The organism is Fibrobacter sp. UWH4, assembly GCF_900142475.1.
Classification (GTDB): Bacteria; Fibrobacterota; Fibrobacteria; order Fibrobacterales; family Fibrobacteraceae; genus Fibrobacter.
This window is the reverse complement of the sequence record NZ_FRAY01000002.1, coordinates 131423-149063: the sequence shown is the minus strand read 5'-3', so window position 1 is coordinate 149063 and position 17641 is coordinate 131423. Positions and strand designations below refer to the sequence as shown.

Annotated in this window: 18 protein-coding genes; 8 read left to right on the top strand and 10 right to left on the bottom strand. The window is 51.3% G+C overall.

The window, feature by feature from the left end:
• Positions 1-339: 339 nt before the first annotated feature.
• Both BUA93_RS03445 and BUA93_RS03440 read left to right on the top strand, forming a co-directional pair.
• Positions 340-1140 (top strand): HAD-IIA family hydrolase, encoded by an 801-nt coding sequence (locus tag BUA93_RS03445; protein WP_072977474.1) that lies wholly within the window; start codon positions 340-342, stop codon positions 1138-1140.
• Positions 1141-1159: 19 nt separating this feature from the next.
• The gene (locus BUA93_RS03440) at positions 1160-2137 is read left to right on the top strand and encodes a hypothetical protein (RefSeq protein ID WP_072977472.1); all 978 of its coding nucleotides are present in this window, start codon (positions 1160-1162) and stop codon (positions 2135-2137) included.
• Between the two features lie 97 nt (positions 2138-2234).
• Here BUA93_RS03440 and BUA93_RS03435 read toward each other — a convergent pair whose 3' ends face one another.
• Both BUA93_RS03435 and BUA93_RS03430 read right to left on the bottom strand, forming a co-directional pair.
• A complete protein-coding gene (locus BUA93_RS03435) occupies positions 2235-2930 on the bottom strand; it encodes an FISUMP domain-containing protein (RefSeq protein WP_072977470.1) in 696 nt (231 codons plus the stop codon).
• An 84-nt stretch (positions 2931-3014) separates the two neighbouring features.
• Positions 3015-3836: a phosphatase PAP2 family protein gene (locus BUA93_RS03430; protein ID WP_072977469.1), complete on the bottom strand. Its 822-nt coding sequence runs from the start codon at positions 3834-3836 to the stop codon at positions 3015-3017.
• Positions 3837-3891: 55 nt separating this feature from the next.
• Between BUA93_RS03430 and BUA93_RS03425 the strand changes: the two genes are divergently transcribed.
• Positions 3892-4839: an ArsR/SmtB family transcription factor gene (locus BUA93_RS03425; protein ID WP_254793830.1), complete on the top strand. Its 948-nt coding sequence runs from the start codon at positions 3892-3894 to the stop codon at positions 4837-4839.
• Between the two features lie 51 nt (positions 4840-4890).
• Here BUA93_RS03425 and BUA93_RS03420 read toward each other — a convergent pair whose 3' ends face one another.
• Entirely contained in the window at positions 4891-6018 is a 1128-nt protein-coding gene (locus tag BUA93_RS03420) for a DUF3300 domain-containing protein (RefSeq protein WP_072977465.1), read from the bottom strand.
• Positions 6019-6265: 247 nt separating this feature from the next.
• On the opposite strand from BUA93_RS03420, the gene BUA93_RS03415 reads away from it, so the two are divergent.
• Positions 6266-8038, top strand: coding sequence for a CotH kinase family protein (locus BUA93_RS03415; RefSeq protein ID WP_072977464.1), 1773 nt, complete (start codon positions 6266-6268; stop codon positions 8036-8038).
• A gap of 79 nt (positions 8039-8117) precedes the next feature.
• Here the strand turns inward: BUA93_RS03415 and BUA93_RS03410 are convergent, their stop codons facing one another.
• The 3 genes from BUA93_RS03410 to BUA93_RS03400 are packed head-to-tail and all read right to left on the bottom strand — an operon-like array spanning position 8118 to position 9918.
• Positions 8118-8387, bottom strand: a complete 270-nt coding sequence (locus tag BUA93_RS03410) for a hypothetical protein (protein ID WP_072977462.1) — start codon at positions 8385-8387, stop codon at positions 8118-8120.
• A gap of 11 nt (positions 8388-8398) precedes the next feature.
• Complete coding sequence (locus tag BUA93_RS03405; protein ID WP_072977460.1) at positions 8399-9088, bottom strand: hypothetical protein; 690 nt, start codon at positions 9086-9088, stop codon at positions 8399-8401.
• A gap of 8 nt (positions 9089-9096) precedes the next feature.
• The gene (locus tag BUA93_RS03400) at positions 9097-9918 is read right to left on the bottom strand and encodes a TPM domain-containing protein (protein ID WP_175547364.1); all 822 of its coding nucleotides are present in this window, start codon (positions 9916-9918) and stop codon (positions 9097-9099) included.
• A 231-nt stretch (positions 9919-10149) separates the two neighbouring features.
• Between BUA93_RS03400 and BUA93_RS03395 the strand changes: the two genes are divergently transcribed.
• Both BUA93_RS03395 and BUA93_RS03390 read left to right on the top strand, forming a co-directional pair.
• Positions 10150-10791, top strand: a complete 642-nt coding sequence (locus BUA93_RS03395) for an alpha/beta fold hydrolase (RefSeq protein WP_072977456.1) — start codon at positions 10150-10152, stop codon at positions 10789-10791.
• Positions 10792-10909: 118 nt separating this feature from the next.
• A complete protein-coding gene (locus BUA93_RS03390) occupies positions 10910-11743 on the top strand; it encodes a transporter substrate-binding domain-containing protein (protein ID WP_072977455.1) in 834 nt (277 codons plus the stop codon).
• Here the strand turns inward: BUA93_RS03390 and BUA93_RS03385 are convergent.
• The 3 genes from BUA93_RS03385 to mraY are packed head-to-tail and all read right to left on the bottom strand — an operon-like array spanning position 11740 to position 15184.
• Complete coding sequence (locus BUA93_RS03385; RefSeq protein WP_254793829.1) at positions 11740-12669, bottom strand: LpxL/LpxP family acyltransferase; 930 nt, start codon at positions 12667-12669, stop codon at positions 11740-11742. The two genes, BUA93_RS03390 and BUA93_RS03385, sit on opposite strands and share 4 nt — an antisense overlap.
• Before the next feature lie 28 nt (positions 12670-12697).
• Positions 12698-14032, bottom strand: a complete 1335-nt coding sequence (locus BUA93_RS03380) for a UTP--glucose-1-phosphate uridylyltransferase (protein WP_072977451.1) — start codon at positions 14030-14032, stop codon at positions 12698-12700.
• A gap of 3 nt (positions 14033-14035) precedes the next feature.
• Positions 14036-15184 carry a phospho-N-acetylmuramoyl-pentapeptide-transferase gene (mraY, locus tag BUA93_RS03375; protein ID WP_072977449.1) on the bottom strand — a complete coding sequence of 383 codons (1149 nt, stop codon included), beginning with the start codon at positions 15182-15184 and terminating at the stop codon, positions 14036-14038.
• Between the two features lie 187 nt (positions 15185-15371).
• Here mraY and BUA93_RS03370 point away from each other — a divergent pair, with 187 nt between their 5' ends.
• Both BUA93_RS03370 and BUA93_RS03365 read left to right on the top strand, forming a co-directional pair.
• Positions 15372-15860 (top strand): zinc ribbon domain-containing protein, encoded by a 489-nt coding sequence (locus tag BUA93_RS03370; RefSeq protein ID WP_072977448.1) that lies wholly within the window; start codon positions 15372-15374, stop codon positions 15858-15860.
• 55 nt (positions 15861-15915) lie between these two features.
• Positions 15916-16578 (top strand): LysE family translocator, encoded by a 663-nt coding sequence (locus BUA93_RS03365; RefSeq protein WP_072977446.1) that lies wholly within the window; start codon positions 15916-15918, stop codon positions 16576-16578.
• A gap of 35 nt (positions 16579-16613) precedes the next feature.
• Here BUA93_RS03365 and BUA93_RS03360 read toward each other — a convergent pair whose 3' ends face one another.
• Positions 16614-17573: a DHH family phosphoesterase gene (locus BUA93_RS03360; RefSeq protein ID WP_072977445.1), complete on the bottom strand. Its 960-nt coding sequence runs from the start codon at positions 17571-17573 to the stop codon at positions 16614-16616.
• Between the last annotated feature and the right edge of the window lie 68 nt (positions 17574-17641).

Here is a 17641-nt window from a genome sequence, read left to right as displayed (position 1 = left end):
TATAAACCGGGGTGATATAGAACTTTTATAGGTCCGACAAAGATTGTATTTTTCGACCGTACCTATAAAAAACATAAAAACGCTTTGTTTATAGGTACTCTTTTTATAATTTATGTACAAATTAATATAAAAATACCTATAAAACCGTGCCGGTGAGCAGCATTTATAGGTAGCAGAATGTCTTTTATTTGTTGCTCTCCGTTTTTTATTGCAAAATACATCCGTTTTGTACCTATAAAACAGCTGTAAGTTCTTTATTTATAGGTACAGGTCGATGAAAAAGGGTCTTTGAACTCCTGTTCTTTTTAACATTGTCCTTGAATTACTATATTCACTCACATGCAAAAGCGTTGCCCCGTAAAAGCCGTCGTATTCGATCTCGATGGAACCCTTTACCTGAGTGGCCGCCCTTACCCGAAGGCGGTCAAGACGGTTTGCCGCGTGGCAAAGCAGGTGCCAGTCTACTACTTGAGCAACAATACCAGCAAGTCGCCGGTCTTCTACGAAAACCGCCTCAAGGTCATGGGACTCCCGCTCACCGACGATGCCATTATCTCGGCGCTGTACCTGTCGCTCGATGCCATCCATGAAGAAGGCATCAAGAATGTATTCTTCTTTGCAAACCCCGAAGTCACGGAATGGTTTGCCGCGCAAGACCCGACGCTCAACCTGCGCCCGGACGTTGCCGATACCGAACTCGTGCTGATTGCCTACCATAACAGCTTCGACTACCGCGAACTTTGCGAACTCTCGTTCCGCGTGCAGCGCAAGATTCCGTTCTGGGTCACGCACACCGACTTTGTCTGCCCCGATGCCAACGGCCCTGTGCCGGACATCGGAAGTTTCATGGCGCTCCTCAAGACCGCTTACGGCGTAGAACCGGAACGCAGCTTCGGCAAGCCGAACCCTGCCATGCTATCGGGTCTTTTGAAAAAGTTTAAGCCCGAAGAGATTTTGTTTGTGGGCGACCGCCTGTATACCGACTTTGAACTCGCCAAGCGCAGCGGTTGTCGCTTTGTGCTTCCGCTCTGCGGCGAAACCAAACAGCAGGATTTGGATAAGTTGATTGACAAACCCGAGATTGTCGTCGATATGGTAAGTGATATAGACTTTGAATCCTTCTTCAAGGGTGAAATCTGATTTTATAAATGGAGAAAATATGATCAAGCACCTTGTTAATTTCGGAATCCTGGGCGCCTTCGCCCTGGTGTCGTCTGCGGCCTTGGTGGCTTGCGGCGACGACAGCTCCAGCTCTGGCGTTTTCAGCATGGAAAGTTCCTTTGAAATGGTATTGTCGAAGGCGAAGTATTCCTACAACAAGAAGGATTCCACGCTCAAGCAGATTTACCCCGTCTGTAAGGAAGGTACTCTCGGCAATCTGGTGGGCCCTAAGGATGCCGACGAATGGGATACGGTGACCTACAAGGCTTACGAGAACAAGGGAATCATCACTCTTAAAAAGGGTGCCGAAGAAATCAAGTACAGCTTGGATGACGGTGCTTTCCCGAGGGGCTTCTGGGCAGATCCTGATTACGATTCCAAACGCATCCAGAACGGGCTTCGCTTCGAAAAAAAGGACTTGTTCAAGAATGTCGTCCGTTATGACGGCAACTGCCTGATGAAGGACTACTACTCGTTGTTCCGCAACGGTGTTCCTGCCTTGGAAAATATGGATGCGACGCTTGCCGCTTTCTATGAACGTTTCCAGGCAGACGGAGCGAAGGTCGAAGAAAAGCAGATGCTTTCGGATATCCGCGCCCTGAACTGTAGCGAACTCTCGATGTACGACGGCCTCGTAAAGCTGAAGGCTGAAAACTTCAAGTCGTCTTCGGGTACGATCAAGGTTACTTATGCCAAGCGGACCTGTAACGTTTCTTTCCAGCTGCGTTATGCGTACGAACAGAAGGATTGCGAAGCCGCTTATGAAGATTTCAAGAATGATACCAAGGCGGCCCCGAAGTTTAATTTCGACGATTACTACTTCGATGTGACCTACACCGGCAAAGATGACGAGTATTGCCTTGACTACCTGATTCTGGACCTCAAGAAAGAAAAGGGTATTCCGACGACAAAGTCGATCAAGTCTGCTGATTTTGCCCGCGGTGTCGTGAAGCTGGTGGTCGACGGACTTAAGTAACTGAGTCCAACCCCTTAAGGGGCTGGATGACAGAACGGAAACGTATAAAGAAAGCCTCCCTTGGGAGGCTTTCTTTATGGAGGGATTTGAAAGATCGTTAGCGGAGGTCTGCCACGCAGCGTACGTAGAGACCCTTGGAGAGACTTTCGTCGGTGCGGTTGATGCTGTGGGCGACGCTACGGAATTCCCAGGAACGGGCGGTGTTCTTTTTCACCTTGGAGGCGGACCAGTAGTGACCGGTATTGTCGCCTTCGCAGTAGCCATCCCAGTCCTTGCAGCCACCCTTACCCAGGTTGTTCCAGTCGAGCTTGGACTGGTCTTTCTGGTAGTCGCGCCATTCACCGTCGTTGGGAAGGTGCCAACCGTTGGGGCATGCCTTGGTGGCCTCTTTGTGGCTGTAGAAACGTCCGAATTTTTTGCAGTTGCCTTCGTCTTCGAGCAGGCACTGTTTGGGAGTAGAAAGGCTGAAGGCGAGGTTGTTCTTCATCCATGCCTTGTCGCCCTTGATTTCGACCTTGTAGGTCTTGCCGTCGCGCTTGTCGGTCAGCGTGTTGCCGTCTTTGGAAATGTTCTTGCTTTCGAGAGCAATGGCGAAAAGTTCTTCTTCGGAAAGGTTCTGTTCGATTGGTTCAATCTTCGCTTTCTTGCTGGAGTGTGTCATGTGGGATTTCTTGGCAGAAATCTTGGCGACCTTGTGCAGGCCCATCTTGGGACCTGCGGCGAAGGACGTGCCGCAACAGAATGCCATAACGGCAGCCGCAGCGACCAGTCGATTGAAGTTAATTCCAAACATTACTCGCACTCCTTGTGGCGGTTTTCCCGCCTACATTATTGAATATATACAGGAGTTTCTGAAAGCGAATCTTACAATTTTATGTTATATACGAAATGTGATTCCCGCTACACCCGGACCGGCCCAAACTGAAAAGTTTTCGTTACGGTCCCGGTGCAATTCCAGGATTCCGATGCTCACACCCGTTCCCACGAGTGCTCCTACGATGACATCGGTTAAGTAATGTTTACCGGCGGCGACTCGCAACATGCTTTCGAGGCCGGCAAGAGAGTAGGCGGTTGCTCTCACGATTCCTTTGTATGGTGAATTCGGGTAAGTTGTCCTGAACCATTCGTCGGTAAAAGTGGCGACGGTAAAGGCGGCGGTGGCATGCCCCGAAAAGAACGACCCGTAGGCTTCCGGCTTTGCTTTTTCGGCTTTTTCCTTGCCGGCTTCGGTCCCCGAACTTGTCGAAGGGGCGTACATGTAGGGGCGTGGCCAGATTTCGAGCGAACGCATGGCCACGTTGATCCCGTTCCCGATACCGACGGCCTGCAAAAACATCACGGTAAAGGTGGCGAATTCAGCTCCGGTAGAGTTTCCGTTGTACCAGGCGATTCCCCCTATCGCTAGCGGAGCAACGGCCAAAACGGAACCGATGTCGCTGGCCTTGTCGGCGGTTTCGCTGTAGCGGCCGGCCAGGGGCTTGTCCCAGGGCAAAAGGTCGTTTTTGTCTTTCAGGGTTTCGGGGGTATCCATGCGGGAATAAAGGAACATCCCTATCCCGAACATACCGCCTGCGGCCAAGGTCGCCGGTAAATCGTTTTCTAGGCTCAGTTTGTATGTAGGGCGTTCTGCTTCGGAAGCCTGGGCGAAACCAGTCAGGAGCAGAATGCCTACAATCAGTGACCTTTTGAAAAAACGCATACAGCCCCTAAGCTAAAAAAATTATATTGCTTCAAAGAAAACGAATGGAGCTTTTGTGGCAGATTCTTTAAATACTCGCGAACCGATTGTACCCAGCATGGACCTGTTTGGAGCCATTTCCGATGAAATGCGCCTCAAAATCCTGTTGCTTCTGGACCAGGCAGAATTTACCGTCAACGAAATCAAGGACATTCTGGATATTCACCAGAGTAATGCGAGCCGACATTTGGCGAAGCTTTCTGCGTGCAACCTTCTCAAGGACCGTCGCGATGGCATCAAGGCGTATTACCGCCTGAGCGAAGAACTTTACCTGAGCACCCGAATGCTCTCAATGATTCGCGATGCTTACGAGGCTCTTCCGGATAAGGATATTCTCAAGTGTCGCGCCGCCCAGGTGCTCGAAGACCGCACCGACAAGACCAAGGGACAGATCCATAAGCTGGACCAGGCCGGCGGAAGCCTCAAGGCGCAAATCAGCCTGTTCGGTCACCTTATGTATCCTTTTGAGAATGCGGTTGATGTGGGCTGTGGCGAAGGCGGCGACCTCACGCTGATGCTTTGTCTCCGTTGTAAGCATGTGACGGCGCTCGACTACGACCCGAAGGTGGTGAGCGGCCTCCAGAAAATCTTGAAGCAGAAAAACATCCTGAATGTGACGCCCAAGGTGGCCGATATGGTGAACACGGGACTTCCCGACAATTTTGCGGATCTCGTCCTGATGAGCCAGGTGCTTCACCATGCAACGGATCCGCGCTTGGCCCTTAAGGAATCGGTGCGAATCCTCAAGCGCGGGGGAACTCTTGCTCTCCTTGACTTGGCGCAGCACAAAGAAGAATCTTTCCGCACCACGCACGGTCACATTTGGCTCGGCTTTGAACGCAGCCAGCTCGAGTTTTTCGTGAAGGAACTCAACTGTGAAGTTGTTTCTAGCGAAATCATTCCGAGTGAAAACGAGGTCGACAAGAAACTCCCCGTCATTTGCCTGATTATCCAAAAAAAGTGACGCACCTTGGATTAGGGCGTCACCTGCGATAGTCCTGTTTTCGCGACAGGATCACTTTCTCATACTTCTTCCGAAGCCACCCCGTGAGCTTCCGTTTGAACTGCTACGGTTTGAACTGTTGCGGTCGCTGTTCCTGTCGCTGCTGCGAGTGGCGGTGACGTTGCCGTACGTTTGTCCGCGGCTCTGGTTATGGTAATCTTCCTGCCAGTTGGTGTTGTTGCTCTTGATGGTTGCCGTTCTGGGAACGGGTGCGTTCGTCTGGCTGTAGGTGTGTTGCGGCTGAGGAACGTAGGAGTGGCTTACGGGCGCGTTGCGGTGGTTCATTGGGGTCTTCGCCGGTTTGCTAGGTGGGACCGCGTAGCGGTCGCCCCTGGGCGGTGGCGGAGTGTGGCGGTCGGTTCGCGGAGGGGGCGGTGCGTAACGACGCGGCGGGTGGTGTGGACGGGGCCTGTTGTGGTACCAGCGGTAGTCGTGAACGTAAATCAGGTGCGTATCCCATTCGAACCGGCTGCTGTTCCAGCCCCAGGGATCGTAGTAGCTGCCGATCCATACGCCGGAGCGGTAACGCAGTCCCGAATAGCCGCTGGAATAGGTGTAGTAGACGACGTGCGGATTGTAGACTGGCACGTAGATGTATTCTTTTTGCACGGGCTCGATGATGATGGTCTTTTCTTTAATAATCTTGACCTGCTCGTTACTTTGCAGGTGTCCATGGTTGTAGGCGGCGTTTCGCATACGCTGCACGGCGTCCATCACGGCTTCCTTTTGGGTGGCGACGGCGTCACCTAGCTGATCGGTCCATATCTGATACCTGGCCATGGTGGCAAGGACCGTCGGGAATGGAATAAGAGCCTGGACGCTTTCGTCGTAGGGGAGGTCTTCCAGTTTGATTCTTTCGGCAAGTTCCTGCCCCTTGAGGTTCTTATGCTGGTTTGCCCAGTCGGATGCTCCCGGAATTTCGTCACCGTGAACAGAGGCGGCAAGTACCTGCACCAGGAGCGGGTCCGGGTAGAGGGCGATGGTCGAAACGAGCGTATCGAGTTCCGCTGGCGTAAACTGCTCCTGTGCGCGGGTTGTGCCCGGCAGGCATAGAATGGCGGCAATCAAAAAACACAGCCAGGTAAGACTGGCGTTGAATGGAAAGGCGAAAACTTTTTGAGCCTTTGATTCGGTAAACATGATTTACCTCCTGTAGCTTTTATCAGCTACTATTATACAAAAATTTTACATTGTTGGCTTGTATACGCCTATTTTGATGCCTAGACCGCCCTGATAGTTGCCCTAAACAGATTTATCCAAGGTGGATATAAAAGTTTTTACACAACAAATGCCGTGGTGTTGTAAAATTACACAACGCGTAAATTGATTTTAACGATAATTTTTACACGTTTGGGTGTATTTTTATATTATCCAATTTGGAGGTTTTATGGGCTATTGGGCTAAAGTCATTTCTGCCACGGCGCTATTGGCGTCTTTTTCGCTAGCGCAGACCTACGATCTGCCGATTGTATTCATTGATACCAAGGGCGAGTGCCTCGATCAGAATGTGACCGAGAAAATCCCTGCCACCATGAAGGTTCTTGATGGCGCCACGAACAATGTGGCCGACAGTGCCAAGGGAACCCGCTATGACATCGGTATCAAGGTTCGTGGGCAGTCCTCGGCCAAGTTCCCGAAACCGGGTTACAGCATCGAAGTCCGCGACGAGAAGGGCGAAGGCATGGACGTGAGCCTGTTTGGGCTTCCTCCTGGTGATGACTGGGTCTTGCATGGCCCGTATGTGGACAAGAGCATGATGCGCAACGCCCTTGCCCATTGGCTGTTTAGGCAGGCTGGGCATTACAGCCCCCGCACCAGGCATTTCGACTTGTATATCAACGGTGTGTACCGCGGCGTCTACGTGCTCATCGAAAAAATCAAGCGCGGCAAGTATCGTGTAAACGTGAGCAAACTCAAGGAAACCGACATCAGTGGCGACGACGTGACTGGCGGCTACATCTGGGCTTTCGACAAGACGGGTACCAATACCGGTGGCATGGGCATGGAAGATATCAACAAGGAAGGTTTCAGCACGGCTGACGGCCTGAATGTCATTATGCACTACCCCAAGAAGGAAAACCTGCAAACTCAGCAGCAGGCCTACCTGAAAAAGTACCTGGAAGATCTCGAAAATCTGTTCAAGAACGGTAAGAATGGTAGCGGCTATGAAAATTATGTGGATATGACTTCTGCGCTTGACTATGTGCTGCACGAAGAGGTCACCAACAATTCCGACTCCTACTGGTGCAGTTTCTTCTTGCACAAGCCCAAGGACAGCAAGGGGGGCAAGGTGACTCTCGGCCCGGCTTGGGACTTTAACCTCGCCATGAGTAACGGTGGCGGCATGGGGTCGACAACGACCGATGGCTGGCAAATCGAGAATCCTCAGAAACAGGGCCAGGGTGGAATGATGATGATGGGTGGTGGCCTGAAAGCTCCGAACTGGCTTATCGGCATGTGGAAGGACAGCCATTATCAGAGTGAATTGAAGAAGCGCTGGGCGGAACTCCGCAGCGGAGTGTGGCATACCAAGACGATGGATGCGTACCTGGATTCCATGAAGCTCTACATCACCAAGGCGGCTGACCGCAACTTCAAGCGTTGGCCTAACCTGGGACAGGGTAGCGGACAGGGAGATCCCGATCCGGAGCCGATGAAATACTGCAACAACCAGAACCAGGGTGGCCAAAACCAGAACCCGTGGGGAATGTGGGGTGGCGGCATGGGTGGCGGCATCACCATGGGTGGCAATAATGCAAGCACTTGGGACGGCGAGTTCGAACACCTTCGCAAGAAGATGAAAGAAAGAATGCAGTGGATGGACCAGCAACTCGGATTTACCGAACCTTCGCAGCCCATTGTGACTGAGCCCGTGATTCATGATCCGGATTGGCAGAAGGATACCATAACGCAGTCAAATTACAGGAATGTTCAGATGGAAAATCTGAGCAGACTTTCTCCGACGAACTACTTTGCAGTGAATGGCGACCATCTCGAAATCCAGACGAGTCTGGGCGGAATGTTTGCCCTTGTCGACTTGAACGGAACGGTGCTGTACAAGACGCGAATTGGTAAGGGCCTCACGACCTTGAAGGTTCCAGCCAAGGCGATGAACAGGCATTGGATTGCGACTCTTAACGGCAAGATGCTCAGTAGATAAATAATTCAGAATTCGGAGTTCAGATTTCTGAGTTGTTTATAATCGCGGCGAAGCCGCCTAACAAAAAAATCTGAATTAATTATAAGTAATGCTTGACCTTGTTTACGGGGTCAAGATTTTCTTTTGGCGGCTTCGGAACATAGATCTTCACCGCATAAACATAGTGGTCCGTTTCGACGAGGATGTCGCCTTCTTGTAGGTCTTCGTTGACTTCCACTTCGATTTCGACGCCGTCTTTGGCGATGCGGCGGATGGAATGTTCCTTGAGCTCGTGCCGTTCGAACAGAACATCGATAACTTTTTTGTAGGTGCCGTGGTGGGTGGTACCTAGAATGCTGTTGCAGATCATGCTTTCCTCGTTTACACTACATCCATCGAGTCCACAAGGTTCACGATGTCGGTGACGGTCGCAATATAGTTATTTATGCTGTCGAGGAAAGCCTTTTCGTTTCGGCTACTGATAGGAGCCTTGAGCGAAGGGTATTCGTTAAAGATCTGCTGGTGGTTTTCGGGGTAGGTGCGGTGGTTTAGGTAGTGAACCCCGTACATAATCGGGAGCAGCGTTGCATTGGCACGGGCGAAAAATCCGAGCGGGTTCCTGCTTTGCTGGATGTAGAGGAATGCTTCGCGCAGATGGATCAGGAGCCCGCGCAGTTCTCGTTCGCATTCCAGGCGCAGGCATTCCAGGTTCGGTTCGTAGTTGGGGAGCGGCTTTGCACCGGCGAGAGCGACATTCCTGTTTGCAATGTGCAGGAATTCTAGCGGGAAGACGTCTTCGGAGGTCTGGATTTCTTTAAGGGTGAAAAAGTAACGGAACTCCACGTTTTCTTTTTTTGCGTCATTCAGCAATTCCTGCAACGGCTTGATTTTTTCGGTGGAATTGTCGCGAAGGATAAAACTCACTGTCCAGGGGGTTTCAAGTGCATTGAAACCTTCCACGAGCCCGTCGCCGTGGATAAAAGCTGAAATCAGGTTGTCGCCCAGAGCCTGCATCAACATGCCCGGCCATTTGGATCTTTGCAGTTCTACGATGCTCAAGTTCTTTTTCATAATCTACCTCACCAAAGGTCATCCCTTTTTCCGAATCGTCCTATTCCGTTGCCGAACGAAGATCCTCCGCCCATTCCGCTGCTGAATCCTCCGCCGAGTCCGTTTCCGAAACCGCCTCCGAAACCTTTCGGGGAGCCGCCGAATCCTCCGCCGAACCCGACTTCTGCTTCATCTTTTTTCTTGTTCTTGATGGCGCCTCCGAACAGGAACCAGAGAATGCCGTTGCCACGGCCTCCGCTGAATTTGGCCATGAGGAGCAAGAAGAATACAAAGAGGATGAACAGGATCATGAGTGCGGGAACGCTGTTTTCGCTCAGCTTGTAGGGGGTGGCATCGATGTCGAGTTGTTTCCCCTTGGCTTTGGCGCCCATCTGGGCGAGTGCGTAAGACAGGGAAAGAATTCCTTCGCCATAGTTGTATTCACGGAATGCCGGAATCAGTGTCTTTTGCTGAATTTTGGCGAGTGTCTTTTCGTCAAAGTTTTTTTCTAGAGCTGGCGTGACGACAATGTTCTTCCAACGCTGCTTCTGGGCGACAAAGATCATGATTCCTTCGGCGGTTTGCCTGCCGAGGTTCCATTCCTTGGCGGTATTCTGGGCGTAGCGTTCACTTTTTTCGAACTGGTTCACGTGTCCGATGTCGTCTAGCAGGACGCAGGTGAGTTCGATGCCTGTCTTTCGGTAGAGTTCGTCCGCAAGGCTGTTGAAAAGGCTAGTCTCGGATGCATTTAATAAGTGATTGTCGTCGTAGATGTTGCTTTCGGAGGGCCTTTGCGGGTATCTAGGGGCTTCGGTCGATGTTTCTGCCCATGCGGAAAGCGCAAGGCTCAAGCAGAAAAAAATGAAAAAACGAAAAATGAATTTATTTCTCTGAAACATCACCTTGAAAATATAATGTTTATCGCAAAAAAGTGGATTATGAACTTTATTTTTCATTCAGAATATTCCACATTGGAATATGAAAAATGGACGAATTTGAATTTTTTTTCTGAGAATTGTTCCATTTCTAAAAAACTCTGTATATTTAGGAATGTATTACGAACAGAATTCTAGGAACGTGTTATGAAAGAAAAATGGATATGGCTCCCGGATTTTGCCTCGGATATGGGGTTGTGGGAAGACGAACTGGCGACGGTGTCGCCAGAGGCGGACCATCTTTTTGTTCCTTACGAAAAAATGGTTTCGTATTTAGATCATTTGTATGGAGAACCGGACCTTGCCTCGGCATCGACTGTCGTGGGGTGGGGACTGGGTGCTTTTGCCTTGTTGAAGAATGCTGCTTCCCGGCCTAAGGGACAACGCTGGATTCTGTTGTCTCCTTTTGCGGATTACTGTTCCGAAGAAAGCGAGTGGACTGCAGAAAACCTCTCCTTTATTGCTCATCAGACACTGACTGCGTCGGATGCGACGATCAATGCGTTTTATGAGTTGCTTGAAGATGAACTGGGGGAATGGCAGGACGACTGGTTGAAATGTGCCAAACGCATAAAACCTGAGGCGTTGCGCTTGGGACTGGAGTACATGGCAAAGAATCGCATTGAATCCTCGGTTGATACGGCAGGTGGTGGCGTACAGGTCCTCTATGGTCGCATGGACCGGGCGATTCCTCCGTCGATGACGATGGCCTTGGCCGATTTTATGCCTGGAGCGGAGTTCAAGGAACGTCCGAAGGCGGGACATTGGCCCCCGATGCTCTTATTTTAGCGGCAAATCCTGACTAAATTAGGCTGGAATTGCTTTTTATGATGCCATCGAAGCCTCTTTGGGGGCTTCTTTTACTATATTGAAACTGATGTAAGTATATTGTGAGGTTTATGTAACGATGAGAGCGAAGTGGTTTTGGGGGGTACTGATTGCGTTTTGCATTTGCTTTACGGGATGCGGAAAGTCCAATGTCCCAGAAAATCGTGTCTTTGCAATTAATGATTTAGCGAATAAGAAGGTTGGTGTACTGGAGGCGAGTACCGCTGAAGTTTATGCAGCCGATTTTGGTGGCGATACAGCCAAGATTCAGGTGGAAAAGTATCCGACCCTGGAAGAGGCCGTCCAGGCGCTTCGTCGTGGCGATGTAGATGCGGTGTTGGGTGACGACGCTCCGGCTTCTGTCTTTGAAGGCAAGTACCAGTCCCTGCGTATTCTTGATGAAGTCTTTATGGAAGAATCATATGCGGGAATTGTTGCCAAGAAGAATTGGGGCCTGCTTGATACTGTGAATATGGCGCTCATCCAGATGCGGACGATGGGCGTCTATGATTCTATTTTTGCATCGTATATCGGTGGTACGGGCGATTATCATTATAAACTTGATTCTGCGAGTGGCCCAGTATTGAGGATTGCGACCAATGCCGAGTTCCCTCCGTACGAGTTCCGTACCGAAAAAGGCCCCCAGGGAATTGATATCGAGATTGCGCGCTATATTGCGGATTTTATGGAACGTCCGCTTGAAATTGTCGATATTGATTTTGATGAAATTATTGCCGCGGTCGATTCAGGTAAGGCCGATATTGGGCTTGCCGCACTTTCGGTCACGGAAGAACGCGAACGGATCGTAAACTTTACGGACCATTATGCGAAGTCAAAAATCGTGGTGATTGTGCGTAGCGGCGAAGAAGAGTCTACCTTGCAGCGCATCAAGGACACCCTGTTCGGAGATTAGCGGAAATTTCCGTGGTAATTCCAGCTCCATTGTTCTGGGTGCTCGGATATCCAGGATTCCATTTCCTTTGCGATACTTGAAACGAGCGCACTGCGCCCGTCTTTTTGCAAGTTGTTGCCCACGAGCGTTTTGTCGAATCGGGGTGGATAGTATTTTTCGAATCGGATGACGATGTGCTTTTGTGGTGCGTATTCGGTCCAGGTGCGGAAAAGAACGATGCCTGCGCCCATCTCGTTCACCTTTTGCGGAAGGCGCAAGTACAGCGTGCTCTTTTGTCCAAAGAGTTCGACGGAATTGCCCTTGGTGTTCTTGCCCTGGTCAAAAACCATCGCGAGGATTCCCTTGGTATGGAACAGGTCACGGATAAGTTTTCCCGTTTCTTCGGGGTGGTATTCGGTGAGATGCGGATCGCTGCGGAGATCCTTGAGAACTTCGCGGAAGGATTCGTTGCCAACGGAATCGGTAATCAGGTGCACATGCTCGCTGTAGCGGCAAAGAGCGCGGTGCAGCAATTCAAATGCTCCTTGATGGATACTGATGCCTGCGATGGGCTTTCCGTTCTTGGCGCATTCCGCTATAGCTTCGCGGATGATTTCTTCGTTTTCGTAGACGATTCGGCTTTCGACACTTTTGAAGCGTGCGAGCCCCCGGTACGAATCCAGCGCGTTCCAGAAGATTCCCTTGAATACATCTTTCGCTGTTACGGCTCCCACGTCATTGCGAGCCTCCGATGCGGAGGCGAAGCAATCCACAGTTGCATATTTCTTCGCGCTTGCAAGGTGCTTTACCGTGCGCCCGTAAGCGCGCTCGGTATGCAGCGCCTTGTAAATCGGAAAAGCAACTGCAAAAAGTGCCGAATAAAAAATATCCGGCATTCGCAACAGGATGTTCACCAATGTATTATATGCGATGAACTTTACTTGCATAAGGCAATTCTGAATTCTGAATTCTAGATTATTCATCGAATTCCAGAATATTTCTTCCGAGTTCACGTTCGAACACGCGGCGGCTGAGACCTTCGCCTGCATAGCTCAGCGTGGGCGAGACTTCGTACAGTTTGTTCGGATTTACTTCGATATGGGCCTTGCGCAACCATTCACGGTGAAGTCGGCCAATCATGGTACGTGCAGTCTTCGGGGAGTCGTTTCCTTCGGCGTTTTTCACCGGAGAAAATTCCTCTTCGCGCACCACGCCAAACGGCATCATCGTGCCCAGCTGCGGGAAGGCGTCGAACAGGAACTGCTCGAACTTCCAGCATTTTTCGATGCCGCAAACGGTCTTCCTTGCCGTATGCCACGGGAGCTTGCTTGTCTGCAACTTGCGCAGTCCCTCAAGCTTGAACAGGTGAATGGCGATGTTTCCGCCGTCAAATGTCAGGCTTCCATCAGCGTTGGTCATATCGCGGTAGCTTTCGGGCAAGTCGCTGTATTCGACGACACCGGGCTTGCCGTTCTGCAAGGCGAAGATGCCCACCTTTTCGTTGGGCCCCGCCTTGTGTACCACCTTGGATGCCGACATGCTGCGGCCTTCGCTCGCGAGTGCGCCAATAAAGGCGGGGTCGCAAATGCGGCAGAGGGCGTTGTCGACGCTGTAAAGGAATACGTAGCGAACGCCTTTTTCAATCAACCAGGCGAGAGTTCCGCTTTGGGCGAGCGCCCTAAAGCAACCGCCGTTGCCATCGGGCACCAGTGCCAGACGGTTGTTCTCGTCGACGACGGCCTTCCCGTTCGGGTCGAGCGCGCAAATCGTACCTTGTTCAAAGAAACGGATGTTTTCGCGGGCGTAACCGAAAAAGTTGTGCTCGGTAAAGAAGTTGACGGTCGCTTCGTGATTCAGCGGGCTCGTCATAATGCACCACGGAATGGGGTGCCCGACTTGTGCGGCCAAGTTCTGCAAGCGTTCTGCCTGCAGCTGGAACAGACTCTTGTGGCTCGGGAGTCCGATATCGAACATACCCTTCGGGCCATCGAAGCCGAGGCGGGAACCTTGACCGCCTGCAACCAGGAATGCGGCAACCTGGCCCTTGCCCAAAAGTATTTCGCCGGTCTCTTTCCAAAAGTCGTAGCGCAAGTCGTCAATCGCGGTTTTGAACGGCATCGGTTTCAAGTCTCCCGACACGTTGTCGTCAAGCGAGGCGTTCGATTTTTCGGTATAAAGCGCCTTCAGTTCTTCCCAGTCCTGGCTGGCTATGTCGCGTTCCAAATTCTTGCGGGCATCGCCGCTCAAAGATTCAAGCTTGGCGACCAGCTCTTGCTGCCCCGCCGCATTCAAAGTTTCGATAATGTCCATATTTTACCTAATGCCGAAGAAAATCACCATGCTTACGATGAGCGCGAAAATGCTGATGAGGTGCATGCGCCACACGATTTTGGAATTCATGAGCGGCTTGCTCGGGAAACGGCCTTCCCACTTCTTTTGGTAGTGGTGGTGGAGAGGCGCGCAAAGGAAGATGCGCTTGCCTTCGCCGGTGGTTTTCTTGGTGAACTTGAACCAGCTGATCTGGAGCAACACGGAGCATGCTTCGGCGATGATGATGATGCAGACGATGGGGAGGAATAGCCCTGCCTGCACCAGAATAAACATAATACCGATAGCGGCTCCAAAGCCTACGGAACCGGCGTCGCCCATGTAGATTTCGGCCGGAGGGCTGTTGAACCACAAGTAGGCGAGGAGTGCGCCTGCAATCGACATGGCGAGCGGGAACAGTTCGTCGCAGCCGGGCAGGTACGGAACGCTCAGGTACTGGCTAAAGATAAAGTTGCCGCTCACGTAAGCTACGAGCCCTACGAAAATCATGCTCGAAAGAATCGGCACCGAAACAAGACTGTCGAGACCGTCGGTAAAATTGGTCCCGTTGGCTGAGGCGGCGATTACAAAGGTCATGAAACCCACGAAAACCCAGTTGGGCAGGTGAATCTGGAACACGTCGATGGGGCAGAAGGGAATTGTCAGATCGCCCTTGAGTTCGGGAATGAACTTGTAGCAGAAAATGGCAACGACCAGGCTAAACAAGAAATAGAGGAAAAGTCTAAGGCTACTGGAAATACCGTCGGCCTTGTCCATGTAGTCGGCGGCCTTGAGTTTGCCGAGCTTGATCAGGCGCTTGGCCTTGACTTTTGCGATGTCGTCGATGGCACCCACGGCAGAAAACGCGGCTAGCACAATCAGAGTCGAAATGGTGTAGCCGTTCATCTTGCACACCAGGAGTGACACGATTTCTACCACAATCACCAGAAGGAGACCACCCATAATCGGGGGAGACTTGGATTTTCCATCTTTATCGAAGTCGGAAGTTGCATCAAGGCTCTGGAGCTTTCGAATGTAGATCGGCATGAAGGTCATGACGAGGATGATGGAGAGCATGGCGGCGACACCCGCACGGAATAGACGACCGTCGAAAAGGTCAATACTAGTTAAATGATAAAGCCACTGACAAAGCATGGATAATTCAGAATTCGGATTTCGGAATTAGGAGTTGTAACTCAGATATATTCACAAAGTGAAAAATCATAAAAAGGTGCACGAAAAACAAGCAGGACGTGATAAAAAATAAAAATAAAGTTAGCGATAGGAACGATATCCCCAAAAATAATGTTGTAGAACTCGGTTTTTTGCTAAATTATAGGTCATGAGTGAATTCCATATTGACTGCCCCCATTGCGGTACATCTTTCGACGCCCAAATCCAAGGGGATGGCGCCAACATGATGGTGTTTTGCTGCGCCCGCTGCAAGACCCCTTTGATGTATTTCCATGGCGAAGTTGCCGAGTTGGATCGCGAAGAATTTGCTGGACTCCGCAAGAAACTCAGCCGTGCGATTGACGCGGTTGTCAGCCACGGTGGTGCCATGGGTGCTGTGGCCGAGGCCCTCAAAAAGATGGTCGATGCCTCCGAGGCCTTGGCTGAAGAACGCTCCGAAAAGGGCGAACGCCTGCCCAGTCCCCGTGAGGGCTCTGCTCCGTCGGAATTCGATGCCGCCGCCGAAAACATTGCTGGAGCCATGGCCCCGAGTGAACCGGAAACGGTTCAGCCGGCGGTCATTTCGGACGATGTGCTTTCGGACTTGCAGAAAGACCTCGACGAACTCGATGTCGACAGCTTCCTGGATAAGCTGTAGAATTCAACCGTCTACAGCCAACTTCCTACCGTCTACTGTCTACTTCCTACCGTCTATGCTAGAATTCTTTATTGCTGCCTTGGTGGTGGGAATTGCCCCCGGCCCAGATAACCTATTTGTATTGGCGCAGAGTGCGACTCACGGCGCAAAAGCCGGTTTTTGCGTGATTTTGGGACTTTGCACCGGCATTGTGATTCAGGTAAGCTTGCTCGTGGCTGGGGTGTCCGCCTTAGTCGCTGCAAGTCCGAAGGCGTTCTTTGTAATGCAGTGCCTGGGGGCGGCGTACTTACTGTATTTGGCTTACAAGAGTTTTCAGGTCCGTGCCGGCACGGTTGCTGCTGGCGATGCTTCCGAGTGTCATCCTGAGCGGAGTCACGAAGTGACGGAGTCGAAGAATCTGGGAGAGGCTCGTCTTTCCGGTCGCAAGCTTTACCTGCGCGGAATCCTCATGAACATTTCGAACCCGAAGGTGATTCTCTTTTTGCTTTCGTTTATTCCGCCGGCAGTTCGCCTGGAGCGCCCGATTCACCCGAGCCTGCAAATGGTAATTTTTGGCGCTGAATTTATCGTTGCGACGTTCATTGTGTTCGGTTCCGTCGCGTTACTTGCGGGTGCCGTCAAAAAGTTCTTGCTGAATAGCCCAAAAGCGAACCGCAACCTCAACTGGTTCAGCGGTGTCGTGTTCGTGCTGCTTGCGGTTGCCTTGTTTCTAGTTTAATAACGTCATCGCGAGGGGTGAAACCCCGAAGCGATCTATAGCTGCTTTTCAATCAGCTTGAGAATCTTTTCGATGGCCACTTCGGGTGCATCGCCGGTGTCGCCACCGGCGGCACGGGTGTGGCCGCCTCCGCCGAATTCGCGGGCGATTGCATTTACATCGACTACATAGTTGCTGCGCAGGCTGATCTTGTACTTGCCGTTCACGGGGTACAGGAATAAGGCCACTTCGGTGCCGCCGACTTCGCGGATGGTGTCGATGACGTTCGAAAGCTCAACCGGCGTCACGTCGAAACGCTGCATATCTTCGGGGGTGATGTGGGCGTAGACCACTTTACCGCCGAGCCCGAGTTTGCAGTTTTCCATAACGAATCCGGTCACGAGCGTCTGCTTGTAGGTGCGCGTATAGTAAGTCTCGTTCACGATTTTCGCGAAATCAATGCCCTTTTCGATTAAGTCACCGACCACTTGCATGGTGCGTTTGCCGGTGCAGCTGAACTTGAAGGCACCCGTGTCGTGCACGATTCCTAAGTACATACTGTTTGCCGCTTCTTTTGAAACCTTGCTCCTGTCGAGGTTTACGTAAAGCACTTCGCTTGCGGAACTTGCTTCGGGCTCCACCAGGTTCAAGGTGCAAAGGTTCAGCGGGTTTGAAATGTGGTGATCGATGTTGATTGTCTTTTTCGCGGCCTTGATGCATTCGGCACCGTTTGCGCCCACCCGTTCAAAGCTCGGGGTGTCCATCAAGAAGGCCAAATCGTAGGGCTTGCCGCCGTTGCTTTCGGCTGTCCAGGCGGAGCGGGCGTCGCTTGCCCCGCGAAGAATTTTGTAGCTGTCGGGGAAGTTCTCAAGATACAGGTCCACGCTAATGCCCGGACAGTTGTCCTTGATGTAGTTGTAAATGCCCGTGGTCGAACCCACGCAGTCGCCGTCCGGACGCACGTGCCCGAAAATGGCTACAGTCTTTGCTTCGCTCAAAAATTCATCGATTCTCATATCGATGAATATAGAAAAAGAGTTTAGAACTTAGAGCTTAGAGCTTAGAGTTTAGAACTTAGAACTTA